This window comes from Campylobacter concisus (assembly GCF_902460845.1).
GTDB classification, from domain to species: Bacteria; Campylobacterota; Campylobacteria; order Campylobacterales; family Campylobacteraceae; genus Campylobacter_A; species Campylobacter_A concisus_X.
The window spans coordinates 206,930-228,744 of record NZ_CABPVS010000004.1 but is presented as its reverse complement, the minus strand read 5'-3'; the positions used below and the strand labels follow the sequence as shown (position 1 = coordinate 228,744).

Sequence of the window (21,815 nt, the reverse complement as noted above, 5' to 3'; positions counted from 1 at the left end):
ATCCAAAATCTTACAAAATTTAAAAAAGGGGAATTTATGCTAGATAAAAAGCGTGCTTTAAAACAGCTACAAAACGAAGCAGATGATACAGCTATTTATACACTACTTGAAGCTAGTGAAAAAAACGAAGAAAATAAAAAAATACTTCGTAAATTAATCACTGAAGAAAAACGACACTATGCTTTTTGCCAAAAGATAACAGGTGAGAGTAGAACTGCAAATTTATTCAAAGTTATCTTCTATACGATACTTGTTAAAATTTTTGGTACATCTTTTACTTTAAAATTTATGGAGTCACGTGAAGAAGACGCAGAGCAATTTTATCTTGGTATCGTTGATGAGTATCCTGAAGCTAAAGATATTTATGAAGAAGAAGTAAATCATGAAAATAATTTAATCTCTATGCTAAAAGATACAAAACTAGTCAATGCCGGTGGTATCGTTCTTGGTATGAATGACGCATTAGTTGAGCTAACTGGCACGCTAAGTGGCATCGCTCTAGCTTTTTCAAATACAAAATCAGTTGGTGCGACAGGCCTTATCATGGGCATTGCAGCTGCACTTTCCATGGCAGGATCAGCATATCTTGAGTCAAAAGAAAATCCAAGTGACGAGATCAAACCGCTTACCTATTCGCTCTACACAGGTGGTTCTTACATCGTAACAACGGCGTTTTTGATACTTCCATTTTTTATTTTTTCAAGCAGTCTTTACGCTGTTTTGTCGATGTTTTTCTTTGCGCTAGTTGCCATAATCACTTACAACTTTTACATAAGCGTGGCAAAAGAGCTTAAATTTTTACTAAGAGTGGTTGAGATGTGTGTAATAACTTTTGGTGTTGCGATCATTTCATTTGGCATTGGCTTTTTAGTTAAGCACTATTTTGGCCTAGATATTTAATCCAAAATTTCATACCAAGTGTAGCTGTCGTCTCCAAAATTCCCACTAAATAGTGGTTTTAAATTTAGATCAAGGCTCAAGTTTTTACCATCCTTAAAATTTGAGCCTTGATAGATAAGCAGCCATTTCACGTTTGCTAGCTTGCCATCTTTTGCAAGTTTTAAAAACTCACCAGCGCCTTCAAACATGCTAAGTCCTGTTAAGCAAAGCTCTTTTTGAATGCTAACTTTGCGACCTAGCACGCTAAAAAGCGGTATAGTTTTATCAAATTTATCACTTCTTGAGTAGATTATGACATCTGGATTTTTGCCGCCACTTACTAGCCTACTATCAAGCTTTGGGCGATCAACTCGCACAGTATTGCCACCGATTATTAGCGTATCTATGATGCATCTTAGTTTATGGACGTGCTTGCGGCTAAGCTCATTTGTGATGATGCCACCGCTTGCCACACCATTTTTACTAAGGGCGATTTTTAAAAAGCTAAATCCACCATTTTGATAGGCTAAAAATGGCTCAAGTAGCTTATCACAACGCTCTTTTAAAACGCCAAATTTAACTTTTATACCAGCGCTTTTAAGTAAACTAGCGCCGCCACTTGCTACCTTATTTTCATCATGACTACCTATTATCACCTCACTAAAACCAAGCTCTTTTAGCAAATTTGCACAAGGTGGCGTTTTGCCATGATGCGAGCAAGGCTCTAGCGTAACGTAAGCTTTTGCATTTTTTAGTAAATTTGAGTGGTTATTTAGTAGAAATTCGTAGGTAAATTTTGGCTCTAAAAGGCCAAATTTGCCCTTTTTTATATTAGAGCTAAATTTATCGTTATACGCTTTTATAAAATCATCTTTAAATTTTTCACTTTTTTTGCAAAGCGCAAAGAGTATCGCTGTCGGTTCAGCGTGCAAATATCCAGCCTTTTCATGAGCCTTACAAGACAGAATTTGCCCATTTTCATCAAGGATAAGGCATCCAACGGCTGGATTTGGATAGGTTAATATTTGAAATTTCCAAGCCTCGCTTAAAGCAAGATCCATGTAAAATTCGTCGTTCATCTTAGCAGACTATTTTTATTTTCCTATATCTTTTATCTCATCAACAAGAGTTTTTGAGATCAAGTCGATATCTGTCGGCTCATCCTCCGCGTCCCACCTAAATGCAGCAATCTCCGCCAAAACAGCGATCTCTTTAAAATAGCTATATTTCGTTGTAGAGAGTGGTATAGCGTAAGAGACCAAAAGCCTATCAGCGTTATCATAAATTTTCACGCTATAGCGAAAGTGCGGCTTGTTTAACGCCTTGCCACCCCAGTTAAACCATCTTTCATAGTCCATTTGTATTTTTATCTTGAAGCTATTTTCGTCCCCCAAAATACCCTGCTCTTTTAGATGTTTGTTTATAAATTCCACAAACTCATCACGAAGTTCGCTTTCATTTTTATAGTTAGTGTTGTGCTCGTATCTAGTTGGTTGATTTGTCAATGTTAGGTTAAAATCACTAACAATGTATTTAGCCACGCCTTTTTGTATCGGCGTTGGCTCAACATTATATTTATATCTTCCCGCGCATCCAACTAAAAAAGCACATAAAACTATTAAAAAAAGTATTTTTACAAATTTCATATCTCTATAAATTTACGACAAGCCGTCGATCTTGCCCTCTGCATCTATCTTCATATTGACCGCAGCTGGTACCTTTGGAAGACCAGGCATTAGCATGATCTTACCGCAAACCGCGACAATAAAGCCAGCTCCAGTTCTAATGTCAAGGTCTTTTACGCTAAATGTAAAGCCCTTTGCTCTGCCCAAAAGTTTCGCATCGTCGCTAAATGAGTACTGAGTTTTTGCAATACAAACTGGCAAATGGCTTAAATTTAGCTCTTTTATCATCTCAAGCTTTTTAAGAGCAGCCTCTTCAAAGACCACCTCGCCAGCTCCATAAATTTCCTTAGCGACCTTTTCGATTTTAGTTTTCGTATCGTCGCTCATCTCGTATGTGAAATTTATCTTACTTGGCTTATCGCACGCCTTTAAAACTAACTCAGCAAGCTCAAGTGCACCCTTGCCACCTTTTAAGAAATTCTCGCAAACTGCCACTTCTACACCAAGCTTTTGGCAGTACTCTTTTACAAAATTTATCTCTTTATCAGTGTCAAAGCCAAATTTATTAAGCGCCACAACTACGTTTTGACCAAATTTGACTTTTAAATTTTCGATGTGTCCGCCAAGATTTTCGATACCTTTTTTAAGGGCGTTCATATCAGGTTTTGTGATCTCGTCTTTATTTGCTTCGCCATTATATTTTAGCGATCTGATCGTACTTACAAGTACCACAGCACTTGGCTTAATGTCCGCAATCCTGCATTTTATATCTAAAAATTTCTCCGCACCAAGCTCTGAACCAAAGCCGGCCTCAGTGATGACATAGTCGGCTAAATTTAGAGCTGTTTTTGTCGCGATGACCGAATTGCAGCCGTGTGCGATGTTTGCAAATGGACCGCCATGCACGAGCGTAGGTGTATGTTCAAGCGTTTGAAATAAATTTGGCTTGATCGCATCTTTTAAAAGTATACAAACAGCGTCTTCGCAGCCCAGATCACGCACGTAGATAGGCTTTTTGTCGCTATCATAGGCGACCATGATATTTGCCACGCGCTCTTTTAGATCAGAGAGGCTCGTAGCCAGACAAAGTACAGCCATGATCTCGCTTGCGGCGGTGATGTTAAAGCCATCTTCTCTTGGCACGCCGTCTGTTCTGCCGCCCTGGCCCACAGTGACAAATCTTAGCGCGCGGTCGTTCATATCCATACAGCGCTTCCATAAAATTTTCTCGATTTTTAGTGGGTTTTCTTGATAGAGGCTATTATCTATCATCGCTGAAATCAGGTTATTTGCCGATGTTATCGCATGAAAATCGCCAGTGAAGTGTAAATTTAGATCCTCCATCGGCGCAAGCTGTGAGTAGCCACCACCTGCTGCTCCACCTTTTATGCCAAAAACTGGTCCAAGAGATGGCTCACGAAGCGCTAAGCAAACCTTTTTATTAAGCGAATTTAGCGCATCAGCTAGGCCGATCGACATAGTCGTTTTACCCTCGCCGTATGGGGTTGGATTGGTCGCGGTGACTAAGATGAGCTTTGAGCTTGAGGGCTCAAGCCTTGGAGAAATTTTTGCCTTAAATTTGCCGTAAAGTTCAAGCTCGTCTTCGCTTAAACCTAGTCTTGCAGCAACTTTACTGATGTGTTCTAGTTTTGTTTGATGAGTTATCTCGATGTCGCTTAGCATTTACCACTCCAAATATGTTTTTGCTTTTTTTATCTCACTGATGTTGATCTCAAAGATTCCATCTTCATTTTCTATTGCAATGCTCTCATCATCCGCTTTTACGAGCCTTCCTACAAATTTCTCAGCCTCGGTTTGAACTTTTACAAGCTCGCCAACACTCGCTTTAAAGTGTGAAGGCTTACTAAGCTTTCTTTCAAGACCAGGCGAGCTAACTTCGAGGTTATAATCCCCGCTAACTGGCGGTGTCACGTCAAAGATAGGCGAGAGCAATCGGCTCACTTTTTCACAGTCATCAAGGCTCACTCCGCCATTTTTTGTGATATAAACTCTAAAAATAGCCCTGCCATTTTCATTTGCAATCTCGCTGTCATAAAGCTCAACGCCGCATTCACGCACTAGTTTGTCTAAATTATCCATTTTTGTTTAAATCCTTCGAAATTTTATCAAACAACTTATCCATATGGTTTTGATACTCTAATCTATCGTCAAATTTAAAGTGAAAATTTGGGCATCTATACCAGCCCTCGGCTGCCATACAGTGGTTTTGCAAATGCCTGCAAACTCGCTTTAAATGTCCCAAAATATACTCTTGTTCACGCTCATCAAAAGCCATCTTATCAAGATAAACAAAGGCGTCGTATCTGCCCTTTTTACACTCGACATCAGTGACACAAAGCCCCTTTAAAATGCTATCTTCAAGAGTGGCTAGAGCCTCTGGTATGAGCTCTTTTAGCACACTCTCTGTTCTCATACGCTTTATTTCGTTAGCGTTCATAGAGTAGCTTTCTCCTTGACTTCTTTGAAGCTTTCGATGTAATCATTTTCTCTGATGTCGTTGAAATTTTCGATACCAACGCCACATTCATAACCTTTAGCAACCTCTTTGACGTCATCTTTGAAGCGTTTTAGTGAGCTTACTAAGCCCTCATAAACGACCACGCCTTCTCTAATAAGACGAATTTTTGCACCTCTGTTTATCGTGCCTTCAGTGACGATACATCCAGCAATAGTACCGACTTTTGGCACATGGATCACTTGGCGAACCTGAGCTTGACCAAGCTGCTCTTCTCTAATGATCGGTGACATTAGTCCGCCTAAAATCGCCTTCACGTCGTCGATTAGATTATAAATAACATTGTAAGTTTTAATTTCAACGCCACTCTCTTTTGCCTTTTCTTTTATCTCGCCAGTTGGTCTTATGTTAAAGCCAAGGATTATGCAGTCTTCGCTCGCACTAGCAAGTGCTACGTCGCTTTGCGTGATGCCGCCAACACCAGAGTGGATGACATTTACCCTGATCTCATCATTTGCTAGTTTTTCTAGGCTTGCTTTTAGCGCCTCAAGTGAGCCACCAACGTCAGCTTTAATAATAACTGGAAGCGTCTTTAACTCACCCTCAGCAATCTTAGCGCTAAGCTCATCAATACTAACTTTTGTACTCTTACTAAGCTCTTTTTGGCGGATATATTCAGCCTTTTTCTGCGCGTATTCACGAGCCTCTTTATCTGTTTTTACACCTATTAGCGTCTCGCCAGCCTCTGCTATTTCGCTAAGACCTACTATCACACCACATTCGCCTGGTTTTATATCTTGCAAAGGCTTACCTTGGTCATCAAGCAAGCTTCTTATCTTTCCATATGCGACACCAGCAACGACAGTATCTCCAACATGAAGCGTGCCATTTTCAACGATAATAGTAGCTACTGGGCCACGGCCTTTTTGAAGTGAGCTCTCGATAACAGTTGCTTTTGCATTTGCCTTTGGATTTGCTTTTAGTTCTAAAAGGTCAGCTTGTAAAAGTACGATCTCAAGTAGATCATCTATACCCATGCCTGTTTTTGCAGAGATTGGCACAAATTCATATTTTCCGCCCCACTCTGTTGGCATGATATCAAGCTCAGCAAGACCAGTCTTTACTAGATCAGGATTTGCTGACTCTTTATCCATTTTGTTTATCGCGATGATTATTGGTACACCAGCGGCTTTTGCGTGGCTAACCGCCTCTTTTGTTTGTGGTTTTACGCCATCATCTGCTGCAACAACAATGATAACTATATCAGTTACACCAGCTCCCCTTGCACGCATAGCAGTAAACGCTTCGTGACCTGGAGTGTCGATAAATGTGATATTTTTGCCGTTTTTATTTACCATATAAGCACCCACGTGCTGAGTGATACCACCAGCCTCTCCTGCTGCTACACGTGATTTTCTTATGTAATCAAGCAATGAAGTTTTACCATGATCAACGTGACCCATGATGGTTATGACTGGTGCTCTTGGCTGGAGATTTTCATCGTCTTTTATCTCTTCTTCATAGGCTGCTACGTAGTCAAATTCTTTTTGATCGTCAATGATATTAACCTCTACATTAAACTCATCGGCTAAAATTTCTATCGCATCTTCATCCAAAAAGTCATTTTTTGTTGTCATCATACCAAGCATAAAAAGCTTACCAATGATCTCGCTTGGCTGTTTGTTTAGCTTTTCAGCAAATTCATAAACACGAATTTCTTTTGGAATATTTATAGACGTCACAGCTTCATTGTTTTGTTTATTTTCAGGCTTTTTGTGTTTTTTTCTAGCTCTTCTTTGAATGCCACCTTCGCCAAAAGAATTTATCGTATTGTTGACTGTAGTTCTCATAACATTTGGCTGTTTTGTCTTTTGAGCAGGTGCTGGTACCGGAGTTTTAAAACTAAAATCAGGAAGAACAACTACATCTTCATCTTCTAGCACAATGTCACCAAAATCACTTCCACCAAGCAGATCCATCTTCTGGGCGCTATCCTTTTTACTTGCAACAACTACTTTTTTATCTTTTTTCTTTTTCTTAGCTAAATTTTCATCATTTGCTGAAAACATACTTTTAAAATCGCTTATATTAGCTATGCTTGGTTCAGGCTTTTTCTCTTCTTTTGTAGCAATTGGCGCTTCATAGTCTTTTTTCTTTTTTACTATCACAAGGCCACGTCTTTTTTGAGTCACATCAGCCAAGCTCTCTTTTGGTCTTGGAGCTTCGACTTGTTTTTGCTCTATTTTTATTTCTTCTTTTTTAGGTTCAATTTTTTGTTTTTCTTCTAAAATTTGTGCCTCTTTCTTAGGCTCAGCTTTTACTGACTTTGACTCAGTTTTAGTAGTAGCTTTTTTAGGTTCACTTTTTTGTTTTTCTTCTTTTTTTACTGACTCTTTTTCTACTTCTTTTTTAGGCTCTTTTTTTGGTTTAGGTTCACTCTTTTTCTTTTTAAATTTATCTGGTATCACGCCAGTTTGAACATATTCATATATAGCTTCGGCCTCTTCAAGGCTAACTGCATTTGAGTGAGTTTTGACTTTTAATCCTAACTCTTGAGCTTTTTCTACTATCTCTTTACTTGGGTAGCCAAGCTCGTTTGCGATCTCTGAAATCCTAACATTGCTCATTTAAGAGTATCTCCTTTAACTTCGGTGCATCACAAATAAAAGCACCTTTAGTTTGTTTATCAATTATTTTTTTTAAAATTTTTATATCTTTTTGCATACATTTGTCGCACAGATAAAAGCTACGACCATTTCCTTTGCCATGCTCTAAATTCTTACCTACCAAGCGGTATCTTTTTAGCAAGCTCTGAGAAATTTTAACTTTACAAGCGACACATGTCCTTACGGGATTATTTTTGTTCATTATATCTTTTTAAACTTGTTTTTAGCTTTGCGTAATTTCGTATCCATCGTTATCAAATGAAAAAACCTCAACCCTAAAATCACTAAATTTACTCTTTAAAATATCTTGTAAATTTTTAGCATCATCTTTGTAAGCGATGTTTAAAAAGCTTGAACCTGAGCCTGAAAGCGTGCTCATTAAAGCACCATTTTCATAAGCTACTTTTCTAACTTCAAAAAGTTCTTCTAAAGCGTGCATTCTACGCTCTTCATGCATCAAATCTTTGCTTGCTATTTTTAAGAGATCATACTTTTTTTCATAAAAACAAGACGTTAAAAAAGCAGCATGAGATAAGTTATTTACACACTCTTTCATCGTATAGTTCTTTGGTAAAATTTGCCTTGACGAGGAAGTACTCATTGGTTTATTTGGGATAACAACTACTGCTTTTATCTCGTCACTTAAATTTATTTTATTTGCGTAAACATTGCCATTTTTTACGATCGCGCTGATAAATCCACCGTGAACTGCTGGCGAGATATTATCAGGATGGGTTTCGTAGATGATAGCTTTATTTAAAACTGTATCTTTACTTGCCTTAAAGCCAGCCATTTCGTATGCTGAAGCAATGGCTCCAACGATAACAGCGGAGCTACTGCCAAGCCCCCTTGAAAATGGGATATTATTTTCAAAAACGACTCTAAAATTTCCATTTTTTCCAGTTAGCTCAAAAAAAATTTCATTAAAAATACTTAAGAATATATTATTTCTCTTTAAATTTACACTTCCACTGCCTTCGCCGTTTATCGACACTGAGCTAAATTTTGCTGGCTCGATTTTCACGCTATTAAAAAGCCTCAAACTAAGCCCCAAAGCATCAAAACCAGGACCCAAATTTGCACTTGTTGCAGGCACTAAGATATTCAAAATTTCTCCTAAACTGCTTGGATGATATAATCTGGAAGTGTATCTGAATTTAGTTTTAATTCATCTAAATTTAAAGGCAACCTAAATCCTACTGGCTCTACTTTTTCAAGTGAAATTTTGCCATCTTTTAAAATGAAGCTTAAATTTTTATTTGCTCTGATCGCTTGGCCTCCATTTAAGCTAAAGCCGCTAACCGCATAAAATTCGCAACCCTTTGCTAAAGAGAAAGTCTTTAAGATAACATAGGCCGCCTTTAACCCCATAAAGCTTCCTGGCGTATTTGCATAGATAATTTTTGTGATATTAAATTTAGATGATAAATTTTCTAAGATTTTTATCAAAGCTTCACTGACATGTTCATCAGTAGTAATTTCATCAAATTTTACGCCGTCTTTATAAACCCCAACCAAGAGCGGAGTCGATAAAGAGACAACTAAAATTTCAATATTTTCTATGCAAATACCTTTTGATACTCTTTTAGAAGTTCGCCATTTAGAGTTGCGATCTCGTAGTTTTTCTCATCGGACATCAAAGCAAGAGTTAATTTGTGATTTAGATCGTGACTTCCAGCAAATGCTGTATAATCGCCCAACAAAGGCGCTCCAAGCAAGCTCAAATCACCAATCGCATCTAAAATTTTGTGCCTTACAAACTCATTTTCAAATCTCAAACCTTCTGGATTTAGGATATGCGTATCATCGATTGCCACGGCATTATCAAGTGATGCACCAAGGGCTAAATTTTGAGCTTGCAAACGCTGTAAATCTTTCAAAAACCCAAAAGTTCTAGCACGAGCTATATTTTTTATAAACGAGCTTTTACTAAAATCAAAAACATATCTCTGTTCACCAATAACTGGATGATCAAATTTTATCGTATAGTCAAATTTTGGACTTCTTGAAGGTGAAGTTCGTACAAATTTAGAACCCTCAACGACTTCAACTTCACGTCTAACAAGAATTACTTTTTTACCGGCATCAAGATATCTTATGCCAGCCTCATCAAGTAGCATACAAAAGCTTATCGCACTGCCATCCATGACTGGAATTTCATTTGCATCAACAGAAATTCTAATATTATCAATACCATAACCATTTATGGCTGACATCAGGTGTTCGATCGTACTAATAAAGCCCTTTTCGTTGCCAACAACAGTTGCCATCTGTGTATTTATCACATTTTTAGGTTCGGCTTTAAAACTAATACCAAGATCTTCGCGGTGCAAAATAATGCCAGAATTTGCATCAAGAGGTTCTAGCATAAGTCTTATCGGCTCACCTTTATGAAGCCCTATACCAACGGTCTCAACGCGTCTTGCGATAGTAGTTTGTTTCAAGAATTTTCCTTATATTTTTAATGCGCTTATGATAGCACTAAAAAATCAATTTTGCAAATTTTTTAGTTCTTATCTATCATCGCTTTTGCAGCATCTAAAACACTTGTGATATTGTCTTTTATCCACTTTTTGTCCATCCATTGTTGTGGTCTCACCTCTTCACCTTGGACTAAAATTCCAAAGTGAAGGTGATCGCCAAGTGCAAGACCACTAGTTCCAGTAGTGCCTATTTGATCACCAGCCACCACCATATCGCCCTCTTTTACCCTAGAACTTGAGCAGTGTCCATAAAGCGAATAAAGCCCAAATCCATGATCGATCACAATATTTAATCCATAAATTCCATTTTCAGATGCTAGCACAACACGACCAGCATTGCTAGCTATTATAGGAGCTGCGGCCACACTTGCAAAGTCTATTCCCATATGCCATGATTCGCTTACTTGCTCGTTATTATATGTATAGTATCGGTGATCGGCGAAGTCAGCCACTTTTTTACCATTTCTTAGTGGATAAAATGGTGTCACACTAAAGCCAGTTAACATCTCATCACCAGAATTTGTAGTAAGTGCTGTTATTTTTTCTTCGTTTGAATTTCTAAGCGTTTCATTGACAAATCTCATTTTCTCAAGCCTTGAAAGCGCGCTTGGATCTTTTGCATATTGATCAGTTAGATCGACTATTTTGCCATCTAAAAATCTATCGTTTAATGCAATAGTTGAAGTTTTATACTTTACATTTTCGTAAAAATATCTGACATGTGACTTGCTTTCATTGCCTGCAAAGTCTCTTGCAATGACCTCAGCACTAAAATTTTCAACCTGAACTGGCCAAGCAACGAGTGCTGCATAAAAGCCCTCTTTATAAAATGGGACAGCTTTAAATTTCTTACCAAAATTTGTCTGCACATAAACCTCTTTTAGCTGATTATCAGTCGCTCTAAAGACCACAACCGCACTACCACCTTTTGAGATAGAATAAGATTGCGAAAGCACGTAAAGATCAGGCTTTGAAGTATCAAGCACCACTTCAACCTTTTTGCTAGCTTTGTTGCCAGTAAAAAAGCTCCATTTACTGGTATCCACAGCCTCAATATTCATCTCATAAGTATCTTTTTGAGCAAAAAAGCCAGTCTTTGGAAAGGTTAAATTTACATCAAGCTCGGTACTTGGATTTTGTATGATTTGATTTAATAAATTTAGATCATTTTTCCCATCATTCATACTAATTCGTACAAATTTTATGCCACTATCGTCTTTAAATTTGATATTCATTGGGGTTCTAAGATTCCAATAAACCTTATCAGCAACACCAATTATCGGCTCATTTCGCTCAAAATCTTTTGACATCAAAGCATAGCCAAAACCACCGGCTAAAATTAAAATTAGTAAAAGCACAACAATACCAAATCCGCCAACTCCACGTCTATTCATACATTATTACCTTAAAGTTTTATTTACGAAATTCTACATATAAATCAATAAATTTTTAGTTAATTACAAAATTTCTCTTACAGCCCTAGCGTCGCTCATCCAGGCAAAAAGTTCGTCCCAGCGTTCATCTTTGATGAGATCTTTGCACAAATTTAGCTCTTTTTCAAACATATTTATAGCTTCAACAACATTATTTTTATTTTGCTTAAAAATATCGCTCCACATAAAAGGCGAACTCTTTGCGACACGTATCATGCCCTTAAATGTAGGTCCGCCAAGCGCTACGATATGCCTTTTATCCTCTTCTTTTAAAATCCCACTCGCAAGAGAAAATGCAATCGCATGAGGCAAATGCGAAATAAGACCCACGTGATGATCATGTTCTTTTGCACTCATAAAAATAATCTTCATGCCAAGGCAAGAAAATAACTCCACGCTTCTTTTTACATGTTTTTCTGCGCTCTCAGCAAAGTCACAAACGATAACAGTTGCTCCTGTGTAAAGTGATTTAAAAGCAGCCTCTGGACCAGAATACTCAGTACCTGCCATCGGGTGAGCTGGGATGAAATTTTTACGAATTTTTTCTGACACAGCTTCTATTATCTTTTGTTTGGTTGAGCCAAAATCAATGATAGTTGTATCTTCGCTAATATCGGTTAAATTTTGCACTATTGATACGATAGCTTCAACTGGCACAGCCAAAAAGATGATGTCACACTTCTTTTTCATCTCGTCAATGCTTAAAATTTCATGCACCAAGCCAAGTTCTAAGGCCTTTTTGCTATGATTTTCATCTTTGTCATATCCACTAACACAAGAGATTAATTTTTCATCTTTTAGTGCAAGACCAAGCGAACCACCCATAAGACCAAGTCCGATGATACCTATTTTCATAAAAAACCTTCAAAATTATAAAATTTAAATTTATTAAAAATAAAATATGATATTATACGCACTTATACTAAAACTCTAGGTTAAATTTAATGAAAAAGAAATTATTTTTATTAGCATTAGCTTTCAGTGGCCTAAGCGCACAAACAATTCAGTCAATAAATTTTAAAGGACTAATTCACCTTTCGCCTGAAGTAGCAAGCCAAATAATGGGCCTAAAAGTCGGTCAGGATCTAACTCCAAAGCTTAGTGATAAGGCGATCACAAATTTATACAAACAAAATTATTTCGACGATATCTACATAGAAGATACAGGTAATGGCAATCTTTTAGTAGCTGTAAAAGAGAAGCCAAGTGTTGCGAGAGTTGATCTAAAAGGCGTCGTAACAAATGACAAAACTGCCATAGAGTCGTTAATCAATATCAAACCAGGCAATATGTACGATGAGCTTACAATAGAAAAAACTAAAGAGAGAATTCGTCAGTATTATGAGTCAAAGGGATATTTTGATACCGTTGTAGACGTAGAAAAACAACCAGTTGCAGACAACGACAGCTCACTTTTTATAACACTCAACATAAACCGCGGCGAAAATATGATAATCAAAAATGTAAATTTAGTCGGCGCAAAAGAGTTTGATTATGACGACATTGAGCCAGTAGTTGCAAATAAAAGTAGAGAATTTATGGGCTGGCTTTGGGGCAGAAATGACGGTAAAGTTAAACTTTTTGAGCTTGAAAATGATCCAGCAAGAATACAAGACAAATATTTCCAAAAAGGCTATTTAGATGCGACTATTTCGTCACCTTATTTAAATTCATCGTTTGATAATTACACAGCTGATCTTACTTATTATGTTCATGAAGGTGAGCCTTATAAGGTTTCAAATGTAAGCATTACAGCACCTGAAGAGCTGGAGCTTGACACTAAAAAGATCATAGATGACTTTAGGCTTGAGGCTGGCGATACGATGAACTCAGCAAGACTTCGCCAAGATATGAAAAAGCTCGATGATATGGTTGCTGATAAAGGTTATGCGTTTGTGAAGGTCTATCCAAAGACTGATAAATTTGATGAAAATAAAACTGTCGATATTGATTATGAAGTAGATCCTGGCGAAAAAGTATATATAAGAAATGTTCAAATTTCAGGAAACGATAGGACCGTTGACCGCGTTGTAAGACGTGAACTTTATCTAACCGAAGGAAATTTATATAGTAGAACCGACCTTCAAGACTCAAAAGATGCGCTAAAAAGAACAAGCTACTTTGACGATGTCGAGATAGAAGAAGATCCAGTTGATAAAAATACAGTCGATCTAAAAGTAAAAGTAAAAGAAGCCTCAACTGGCTCAATAAGCGGCGGTATCGGATACGGCAGCAGTGACGGACTACTACTAAATGCAGCACTTTCTGATACAAATATCTTTGGCTCTGGCCTTCAAGGACAAATAAGCGTAGATAAAAGTGACAGAGAGCTTTCAGGTCAGATAAGTCTTACAAACCCAAGAATTTTCGACTCAGAGTATAGCCTTGGCGGAACACTTTATGCAAATGACTATGACTGGAGAACATATAAAGAGAGAAGCTATGGCTTTAGCACAACTCTTGGTAGAAAACTAACTAGAAATTTAAGTGCATCGCTTACTTACAATATTGAGCAAAGCAAAATTACTCTAAAAGATGATGAACTAAGAGATATCAACGCAAAAACTAAAAAAGAAATTTATAGAGAAGGTAAAGCCATAAAAAGCGCCATAACTCCAGCTTTAACATATAATAGCACCGATGATTATTACTTGCCAAGACGTGGCATCATAGCTAGTACATCATTTGAGATAGCTGGACTTGGTGGCGATATAGACTTTGTTAAAAACCGCACAAATTTCAACTATTATCTAGGTCTTAGAGAGTACATCGACTATGACCTTATCTTAAGATACAAAGCAAGTTTTGGCAAAATTTGGGAAAGAGGATATACTCCGATCAACGAAAGACTTTACCTTGGTGGCATAAGAAGCTTACGTGGTTACGAGAGCAGAACTGTATCTCCAAAGGTAAAATATAATGGCGACTACTACGAATACGGCGGCGAAACTTCATTTAATAATTCAGCTGAAATAAGCTTCCCTATAATAGATCGTGTCAAAATGCGTGGCGTTGTATTTTATGACTACGGTATGATCGGTGAGAATAGCCTAAATGAGATAAAAAGATCTTCAGTTGGAACCGGCATAGAATGGATAACTCCTATTGGTCCACTTCAACTAATCTTTGCAAAAGCTCTTAAACCTAAAGAGGGCGATGATACAAATACATTTGAATTTACTATCGGAAGACGCTTCTAATAAAATACTTTTAAGGGGCTAGCTTGCCCCTTAAATCCCTCGTAAACAAACAAACTTTAAGTCATATAAGAAAAAGCAAGGCTAACATTAGATATAATCCCACAATTTTTAATATAAGTGGGTAAAAAGATGAATTTCTCAGACATTTTTTCAAAGATAAGAAAAGCTCAACCTCGTCCAGAAGAAGCACCTACACACTGGGTAAAATGCGACAACTGCCACTCACTGATGTATTACAAAGAAGTTGAAGCTTGTTTTAATGTATGCCCTAAATGCGGCTATCATATGAGATTAAAAGCTAATGATCGTATAAATTTGATCTGCGACGAAGGTAGCTTTATTGAATTTGATGCAAATTTAAAGCCAGTTGATCCATTAAATTTTGTCGATAAAAAATCATACAAAAAAAGAATTACAGAAAATAAAGAAAAAACTGGGCGTACAAGCTCAGTTATTTGTGGAGAAGGTAAATGCGAAGGCCAAGAAATTCAGCTAGTTGTTTTTGACTTTGGTTTCATGGGTGGTTCGCTAGCTTCAGTTGAGGGTGAAAAGATCGTAAGAGCGATAAAACGAGCGATAGAAAAACGCCAAGCTTTAGTCATAGTGAGTGCTTCAGGTGGAGCTAGAATGCAAGAAAGTACATTCTCTTTGATGCAAATGTCAAAGACATCAGCTGCTTTAAAACTACTCGATGAAGCGAAACTACCTTACATCTCAGTACTTACTGATCCGACGATGGGTGGCGTTAGTGCCTCTTTTGCTTGGCTTGGGGATCTAATAATCGCTGAACCTGGCGCATTGATAGGCTTTGCTGGTCAAAGAGTCATCAAACAAACCATTGGTGCTGATTTACCAGAGGGATTTCAAAGAGCTGAGTTTTTGTTAGAGCATGGCCTAATCGATGCTATTGTGCCAAGAAGCGAACATAAAAAATATATAAGCGATATGGTTAAATTTCTCACAAACAATAAGACAATACATCAAAAAGATAACCAAGATGAGAGTGGAAGCAACTTTGAACTAAAGCTAAAAACCAAAGGCTAAATTTGGAAATTTCAGTTTTTAGCATTCAAAAATCATTACGTGACAACTTTGAAAACGAGATACAAGAATATATAAAAATGAGTGCAAAATTTGCCAAGATAAACGATAAAGTCTTTTTCAATGAAAAAATAGCAAAAGCTCAAAGTACCGGAAAAAGCGAAGCATTAAGAGCTTATGATGAAATTTATGAGCCAAATTTAAAAGGCTTTTGCGTAATGCTTGATGAAAATGGCTTGCAACTTGATAGCCAAGAATTTGCACAAATTTTAAACTCAAATTCACAAATTAACTTTTTCATAGGTGGAGCTTACGGCCTTAGCCAAAATTTAAAGAATAAAGCGCAAAAAATCATAAGCTTAAGCAAGATGACGATGGCGCATAAGGTTGCCAAGCTTGTACTTTTTGAGCAAATTTTTAGAGCACTTTGCATAAATGCAAACCACCCATACCACAAATAAAGGAATATAAATGACACAAACTGAGCTAAATTTTTTTAAAAAATTACTTGAAGAAAGAAAATTACAGATCAAAAAAAATATCTATGATTCATCTGTTGAAGTAAATGGCTTAAGAGATAGTGGTGTAAGCGATGAGTTTGATATAGCCTCAGTAAATACAGACCAGCTAATCGAGCATTCGATCTCGACACAACAAAGAGCGGAGCTATCAGAGATAGATGAAGCACTAGAGAAGATAGCAAATAAAACTTATGGAATTTGTGATATGTGTGAAGAGGAGATCAGCATACCGCGACTAAAAGTAAAACCACATGCAAAATACTGCATAACTTGCCGTGAAATAATCGAAAAAACAGCAAAAAACTAAGGAGAAAACATGAAAACTAGAAAATTTCTCGTCTATTGCATAATCTACATAGTAGTTGTTGCAGGACTCACTTATTCTCTTAATAGTTCTGATTACACATTTGAGCTTTTAGGCCAAACTATAACTTTGCCAATTGCTATTTGGGTCGCTCTTCCAGTAGCTGTTTTAGCACTTCTTGCCCTACTTCATATCGCTTATCATGGATATGCTTTTTATAGATATAAAAAATGGATCAAAAAAGATAGCCAACTTTATAAAGACTTAGCCAAAGAGACACTTCTTGGCTTTGAGAGCAATAAAGACTTCAAAACCGATACTTACAAGATCGCCTCGCAGCTCACTCGCTCTATCTCACCAGTAGGCGAGCTTAAAGATGTCGGTGTAGATGATGCCGAGATAAACAATATCTTACAAACTATAAAAAGTATAAAAAATAAAGAGATCGTCGATCTAAAAAAATTTAGATTAGCAAAAGATAGCAAGTTAAATATCCTAAATGAGCTAAACAAAATCGAGCAACTACCTACTTACTATCTTGACATACTTAAAAATCAGGATCAAAATGAGAGCCTTAAAAAAGCTGCATTTGATAAACTCATAAAAGTAGCTTCTTTTAGCGAGATCAAAAGATTAAATTTTGAGCTAGCAAGTGAAGATATAATGCTTATTATTACCCGATTTGTAAATGACGAGATCGATCTAAGCAGTGATGAAATTTTTGATCTTTTAAACAACGCAAAAGTGACAAAAGCTCAATACGATAAAGCCGCTGTAATGCTTAAAAATAAACTAAAACCAGATGCATTTATTGGCATCTTTGAAAAACTAAAAAGCATCCATGCTGACGCTGATGAGGCTTACGTATATGCACTGTTTGAGCTTCAAATGCTTGATAAAGTAAGAGAAGCTATCGAAGGTAGCGATCCAGATGAGTTTAAAGAGATAAAGGTCTTACTGTTTTTACGAGATAACGGCAAAATGGTCCCTAGCTCGTTATTTTTTAAATGATAGACTTTAGTAAAAAGCCACTTTTCTTAGCACCTCTTGCTGGCTTTTCTGACTTGCCATTAAGAAGCGTAGTTAAGAAATTTGGCTGCGATGTCACTGTTAGCGAAATGATCAGCGCAAATGCTCTGGTCTATGAGAGCAGTGACAAAACTCTTGAAATGCTTAAAAAATCCCCAAACGAAGAGCCTTACGTCGTCCAGATAGCTGGTAGCGACATAGAAAATATAAAAAAAGCTGTGAAGATAATCAATAAATTTGATGGGATTTATGGGCTCGATCTAAACTGCGGCTGCCCTGTGCCAAAGGTCGTTAGACAAGGTGCAGGTTCAGCCTTACTAAACGATCTTGACAAACTTCAAAGCATAATCTCGGCCATAAAAAGCGTCTCAAACAAAGAGAGCCTAAGTGTTAAATTTAGACTTGGCTTTAACGACAAAAATGAAGAGAAAATTGCAAAAGCCTGCGAAGAAGCCGGCGCAGACTACATCGCGGTCCATGGGCGCACCAGAGCTGGTGGATACAGCGCAAAGGTTGATTATGAAGCGATCGCTAGAGTAAAAGCGAGCGTAAAAATCCCGGTCGTCGCAAATGGCGATATAAATGCGCAAAATGCAGATGAAATTTTAAACCTTACAAAGTGCGATGCCCTAATGATCGGCAGAGCAAGCATCGGCAATCCCTGGATATTTCACGAGATAAAGACCAAAACTAGCGTAGATAAGGCGCTAAAACAAAAGATCATCCTAGCTCACTTTGATGCGATGATAGATCACTACGGCGAGCATGGATTTTACATATTTAGAAAACATTTACATCAATACAGCAAGGGGATAGATGGCGCAACAACCTTTAGAAATGATGTAAATTTCATCAAAGATGTGACAGCGATGAGAGAGCGCATAAGGGAGTTTTTTGCCTAGATGCAAGGCTACATCCTACGCGTGCAAAAGGTCAGAGACGAGGACCTTTTAGTCTTTGTACTAACGCCAAATTTGCTCGTAAAGTCATATAGATTTTTTGGCGCTCGCCACTCAAACATCATGACTGGCTACAAGATCGACTTTGAGCTAGAGCAAGAGGCGAAATTTCTACCAAAGCTTAGAAACATACTTCACCTTGGCTTTAAATGGCTGCTAGAGCGCGACAAACTCATCATTTGGCAGCAGTTCATGCGCCTACTTTATGATCATCTAAAAGAGGTCGAGCAGCTTGATGAAATTTACTTTAACGAGCTTGATCGCTGCGCCAAACAGATGCAGCTACAAAATCCAAAACGCCTTATCATCGAAAGCTACGTCAAAATTTTAGAGTATGAAGGCAGGCTTCACAGCGAGCTTGAGTGCTTTATCTGCGACGAGGAGATAGAAAGCGAGCTTTGCCTAACTCGTGGCTTTTTGCCCTCTCACAAGCGCTGCCTTGATAGAAGCGAATTTGACGCTGGTAAGATCAAAAATTTGTTTGATACAAAAAGCACGATCGAGCTAAATGACGATGAGATAAACCGACTTTATAAAATTTTACTTGACGGACTTTAAGCCATAGCTTGCTATTTTAAATAGCTATTTCTTAATGCTTAAAGCACATGGCTATTTTTTAAGCTTCAATTTTCTAAGTTATAAAAATTCTAACCAGTAGCTTTTTGCACTAAATACTTTTGTATTTGCTATATATGATAGTTTTGATTTATGCACAAGTACAAGAATTTCATATATTTATACATTTTTTATTTATTTTGATACGAGCTAATTAAAATAGAAATATTTATAGCTTGCTTCTTGGGATTAGTCCCAAAAAGCAAGTAAAATTTTACTCTTCACTACTGCTATTGAGAGCAAAAAAAGTATCAGTATGAATATTTTCAAATGCTGCTTTTAGCGAAGTAAAAAGCTTTGGATTTTCTTTTTCTAAAGTTGCTAAAAGCTGTTTGGTTTCATATCTAGCATGTGGCATCTTTACGTCAAATCTCATTGCAGGACATGCTTCATCACCGATAACTCTTAATTCATTTTTGATAGCATTTTCGCGAAGCTGTCTCTCGCGAACGAAGATAAATGGCCTAATAACCGTGATGCCATTTTTTGCAGTATATTTTGGAGCAAGCGTCCTTAGTGCACCATTATATGTAAAGTTCATAAAAAAGCTCTCCGCTGCATCATCTAAGTGATGTGCAATCGCAAGTTTATTAAAACCATGCCTTAAAGCGTAAGTATAAAGATAGCCTCTTCTCATACGAGAAAAGAAACTACAAAAACTAGAATTCTTACGGATTTTCTCTTTTGAAATTTCAAAAATTGAGCTATCTATTACTTCGTGCTCTATTCCGTGCTCATTGCAATGCTTTGTAAGATAAGCGTAGTCCTCACCCATGCCGTAGCTTAGTGTTACTGCTTTAAACTCAAATTTTTCAGGTGTAACGTTTTGGATATGCTTTAGTACGTGAGCGAGTGCGAGGCTATCTTTACCTCCGCTAAGACCAAGCAAGATCTTATCTCCGCCCTCTATCATCTTGTATCTAGCATTTGTCTGACCAACTTGCCTAAGAAGCCTTTTACTAAGCTCTATCATAAATTTTCTACCATTTCAAGTATAAATTTTGCACTAATATTTGCTGAATCTTGCAAAAATTTATCAAAGTCAAACTCTGCTGCATCACCAGCTCCATCGCTGATAGCTCTTAGTATAAAAAATGGCACACCTAGTATTTCGCAAACTAGTGCAACGCTAGCACCTTCCATCTCGGTAGCGCTCGCATTAAATATCTTTTTTATCCAAGCTTTCTTTTCATTATCGCAGATAAACTGATCTCCGGTCGCAATAATACCAGCACTTAAGCTCATATCTTTTTTATCAGCTATCTTTTTTGCCAGTTCATTTAGTCCTTCATCGCTTTTAACAAATATACTTGTGCCTGGCACATAGCCATAAGGATGGCCAAAAGCCGTAATATCAAGATCATGTTGCACTAAGCTAGTAGCATAAAGCATATCGCCTATTTTTAAACTCTCATCAAGTGAGCCAGCTACGCCAGTAAAGAGCAACTTTGAGGCCTTAAATTTTTCTATCATTAAAGTTGCTGTTATAGCTGCATTTACTTTGCCTATCTTTGAATAGGCAATGACTAGCTCTTTTCCTTTATAGTTTGCTAAGTAAAATTTATTATTTGCATATTGAACAGTTTTATATTCACCAACCATTTCAAGGATCGGTGTTGTCTCCTCTTGCATAGCTCCAAGTATCGCTATCATCTCTCCTCCAAAATTTTCACAACTTCTTCAAGACTTGCCATATCAGTAATACTATAAGTTGGCTTTTCGGTAATTTTTTTATTGATGCCCTTTAGCGTCGCAGCACCAAGCTCGATAAAACAATCAACATTATTTTCATAGTTTTTAATGCTCTGTTTATAGCAAACTGGTTTTATTAGCTGCTCTTTTAGCAGGACTAGTGCTTCGCTTTTATCAGTATAAATTTTAGCATTTACATTTGAGACAACTGGAGAAAATTTGGTAGCCAAAGTACTCTCAAGCTCGCTTGCCAGCCTAATACTAGCTGGTTCAAGTATCGGACAATGGCTTGCTACTGACATATTTAAAAGCATTGCTCTTTTTGCGCCAGCTTCTTTAAATTTTGCTTCATAGCTAGCAAGATCGGCTCTTACGCCAGCGACAACGATTTGTCCATCGCAGTTGTAGTTTGCAGCATAAATTTGCAAACCTTCTTCTCTTGCTTTTTTACAAATTTCTTCAACCACTTCATCACTAAGTCCAAGAACTACCATCATGCCGGCATCTTTACCAATACAAGCTTCTTGCATAAATTTACCACGTAAATTTACAAGCCTAATCGCATCAATAAAATTAAATGCTCCACTAACTGCAAGAGCAGTAAATTCTCCAAGTGAGTGCCCAAGACTAAATTCTGGTTTTTCTTTAATAAAATTTGAAAAAGCCAAATAAGTCATTAGCGAGTTTAAAACGATAGCTGGCTGAGTAAATTCTGTTTTATCTAACTTATCGTTTTGTGTAAATAAAAGCTCTTTGTAATCAATGCCAGTGTCATTACAAGCATCATTTAAAAGTAACTTAGCAGTAGAAAAATTTTCATAAAAGTCTTTTCCCATACCAATACTTTGCGAGCCTTGGCCCGCAAAAACAAAAGCAATTTTTTTCATTTTAG

General features: G+C 37.2%; 23 protein-coding genes. 8 read left to right on the top strand and 15 right to left on the bottom strand.

What is annotated here, in order from left to right; all coding sequences use genetic code 11:
* The first annotated feature begins 36 nt into the window (after positions 1–36).
* Positions 37–900 (top strand): VIT1/CCC1 transporter family protein, encoded by an 864-nt coding sequence (locus F3H00_RS06445; protein WP_148799253.1) that lies wholly within the window; start codon positions 37–39, stop codon positions 898–900.
* Here F3H00_RS06445 and ribD read toward each other — a convergent pair.
* The 12 genes from ribD to F3H00_RS06385 all read right to left on the bottom strand — a co-directional run bounded on the left by ribD (position 897) and on the right by F3H00_RS06385 (position 12,417).
* Entirely contained in the window at positions 897–1,958 is a 1,062-nt protein-coding gene (gene ribD / locus F3H00_RS06440) for a bifunctional diaminohydroxyphosphoribosylaminopyrimidine deaminase/5-amino-6-(5-phosphoribosylamino)uracil reductase RibD (RefSeq protein ID WP_148799252.1), read from the bottom strand. The genes F3H00_RS06445 and ribD overlap by 4 nt on opposite strands.
* A 15-nt stretch (positions 1,959–1,973) precedes the next feature.
* Positions 1,974–2,525: a hypothetical protein gene (locus tag F3H00_RS06435; RefSeq protein WP_148799250.1), complete on the bottom strand. Its 552-nt coding sequence runs from the start codon at positions 2,523–2,525 to the stop codon at positions 1,974–1,976.
* A 12-nt stretch (positions 2,526–2,537) separates the two neighbouring features.
* Entirely contained in the window at positions 2,538–4,187 is a 1,650-nt protein-coding gene (locus F3H00_RS06430) for a formate--tetrahydrofolate ligase (RefSeq protein WP_148799248.1), read from the bottom strand.
* Positions 4,188–4,604: a ribosome maturation factor RimP gene (gene rimP / locus F3H00_RS06425; protein ID WP_148799246.1), complete on the bottom strand. Its 417-nt coding sequence runs from the start codon at positions 4,602–4,604 to the stop codon at positions 4,188–4,190.
* Positions 4,597–4,962 (bottom strand): 30S ribosome-binding factor RbfA, encoded by a 366-nt coding sequence (gene rbfA, locus F3H00_RS06420; protein WP_021090755.1) that lies wholly within the window; start codon positions 4,960–4,962, stop codon positions 4,597–4,599. Before rbfA ends, rimP begins: the two co-directional genes overlap by 8 nt.
* The gene (gene infB / locus F3H00_RS06415) at positions 4,959–7,607 is read right to left on the bottom strand and encodes a translation initiation factor IF-2 (protein ID WP_103604253.1); all 2,649 of its coding nucleotides are present in this window, start codon (positions 7,605–7,607) and stop codon (positions 4,959–4,961) included. Before infB ends, rbfA begins: the two co-directional genes overlap by 4 nt.
* Entirely contained in the window at positions 7,594–7,848 is a 255-nt protein-coding gene (locus tag F3H00_RS06410) for a YlxR family protein (protein WP_085657700.1), read from the bottom strand. The genes infB and F3H00_RS06410 overlap by 14 nt, the downstream gene beginning before the upstream one ends.
* Before the next feature lie 21 nt (positions 7,849–7,869).
* Positions 7,870–8,754 (bottom strand): homoserine kinase, encoded by an 885-nt coding sequence (gene thrB / locus F3H00_RS06405; RefSeq protein ID WP_148799244.1) that lies wholly within the window; start codon positions 8,752–8,754, stop codon positions 7,870–7,872.
* Between the two features lie 8 nt (positions 8,755–8,762).
* Positions 8,763–9,164, bottom strand: coding sequence for a glycoprotease (locus F3H00_RS06400; RefSeq protein WP_148799242.1), 402 nt, complete (start codon positions 9,162–9,164; stop codon positions 8,763–8,765).
* A 41-nt stretch (positions 9,165–9,205) separates the two neighbouring features.
* Positions 9,206–10,090, bottom strand: a complete 885-nt coding sequence (lpxC, locus tag F3H00_RS06395) for a UDP-3-O-acyl-N-acetylglucosamine deacetylase (RefSeq protein WP_148799240.1) — start codon at positions 10,088–10,090, stop codon at positions 9,206–9,208.
* A 62-nt stretch (positions 10,091–10,152) separates the two neighbouring features.
* On the bottom strand, positions 10,153–11,523 hold the full coding sequence (pgp6, locus tag F3H00_RS06390; RefSeq protein WP_148799238.1) for a peptidoglycan metallopeptidase Pgp6: 1,371 nt from the start codon (positions 11,521–11,523) through the stop codon (positions 10,153–10,155).
* A gap of 63 nt (positions 11,524–11,586) precedes the next feature.
* Positions 11,587–12,417 carry a prephenate dehydrogenase gene (locus F3H00_RS06385; protein WP_148799236.1) on the bottom strand — a complete coding sequence of 277 codons (831 nt, stop codon included), beginning with the start codon at positions 12,415–12,417 and terminating at the stop codon, positions 11,587–11,589.
* An 89-nt stretch (positions 12,418–12,506) separates the two neighbouring features.
* Between F3H00_RS06385 and bamA the strand changes: the two genes are divergently transcribed.
* The 7 genes from bamA (at position 12,507) to recO (ending at position 19,174) form a co-directional block, all read left to right on the top strand.
* Positions 12,507–14,762 (top strand): outer membrane protein assembly factor BamA, encoded by a 2,256-nt coding sequence (bamA, locus tag F3H00_RS06380; RefSeq protein WP_148799234.1) that lies wholly within the window; start codon positions 12,507–12,509, stop codon positions 14,760–14,762.
* Between the two features lie 129 nt (positions 14,763–14,891).
* Complete coding sequence (gene accD, locus F3H00_RS06375) at positions 14,892–15,806, top strand: acetyl-CoA carboxylase, carboxyltransferase subunit beta (RefSeq protein WP_148799232.1); 915 nt, start codon at positions 14,892–14,894, stop codon at positions 15,804–15,806.
* 2 nt (positions 15,807–15,808) lie between these two features.
* Complete coding sequence (locus F3H00_RS06370) at positions 15,809–16,264, top strand: 23S rRNA (pseudouridine(1915)-N(3))-methyltransferase RlmH (RefSeq protein WP_103649106.1); 456 nt, start codon at positions 15,809–15,811, stop codon at positions 16,262–16,264.
* Between the two features lie 10 nt (positions 16,265–16,274).
* The gene (dksA, locus tag F3H00_RS06365; protein ID WP_035167251.1) at positions 16,275–16,631 is read left to right on the top strand and encodes an RNA polymerase-binding protein DksA; all 357 of its coding nucleotides are present in this window, start codon (positions 16,275–16,277) and stop codon (positions 16,629–16,631) included.
* 9 nt (positions 16,632–16,640) lie between these two features.
* Positions 16,641–17,639, top strand: coding sequence for a uroporphyrinogen III synthase HEM4 (locus tag F3H00_RS06360; RefSeq protein ID WP_107690817.1), 999 nt, complete (start codon positions 16,641–16,643; stop codon positions 17,637–17,639).
* Complete coding sequence (locus tag F3H00_RS06355; RefSeq protein WP_149703772.1) at positions 17,636–18,559, top strand: tRNA dihydrouridine synthase; 924 nt, start codon at positions 17,636–17,638, stop codon at positions 18,557–18,559. Before F3H00_RS06360 ends, F3H00_RS06355 begins: the two co-directional genes overlap by 4 nt.
* A complete protein-coding gene (gene recO, locus F3H00_RS06350; protein WP_148799227.1) occupies positions 18,560–19,174 on the top strand; it encodes a recombination protein RecO in 615 nt (204 codons plus the stop codon). It begins immediately after the preceding gene.
* Positions 19,175–19,445: 271 nt separating this feature from the next.
* Here recO and F3H00_RS06345 read toward each other — a convergent pair whose 3' ends face one another.
* From F3H00_RS06345 to fabD, 3 genes are read right to left on the bottom strand one after another with little or no spacing between them, the layout of a single operon-like run.
* Entirely contained in the window at positions 19,446–20,204 is a 759-nt protein-coding gene (locus F3H00_RS06345) for a tRNA 2-thiocytidine biosynthesis TtcA family protein (RefSeq protein WP_148799225.1), read from the bottom strand.
* Positions 20,201–20,884 (bottom strand): 5'-methylthioadenosine/adenosylhomocysteine nucleosidase, encoded by a 684-nt coding sequence (locus F3H00_RS06340; protein WP_148799223.1) that lies wholly within the window; start codon positions 20,882–20,884, stop codon positions 20,201–20,203. The genes F3H00_RS06345 and F3H00_RS06340 overlap by 4 nt, the downstream gene beginning before the upstream one ends.
* Positions 20,881–21,810 (bottom strand): ACP S-malonyltransferase, encoded by a 930-nt coding sequence (gene fabD, locus F3H00_RS06335; protein WP_148799221.1) that lies wholly within the window; start codon positions 21,808–21,810, stop codon positions 20,881–20,883. Before fabD ends, F3H00_RS06340 begins: the two co-directional genes overlap by 4 nt.
* Between the last annotated feature and the right edge of the window lie 5 nt (positions 21,811–21,815).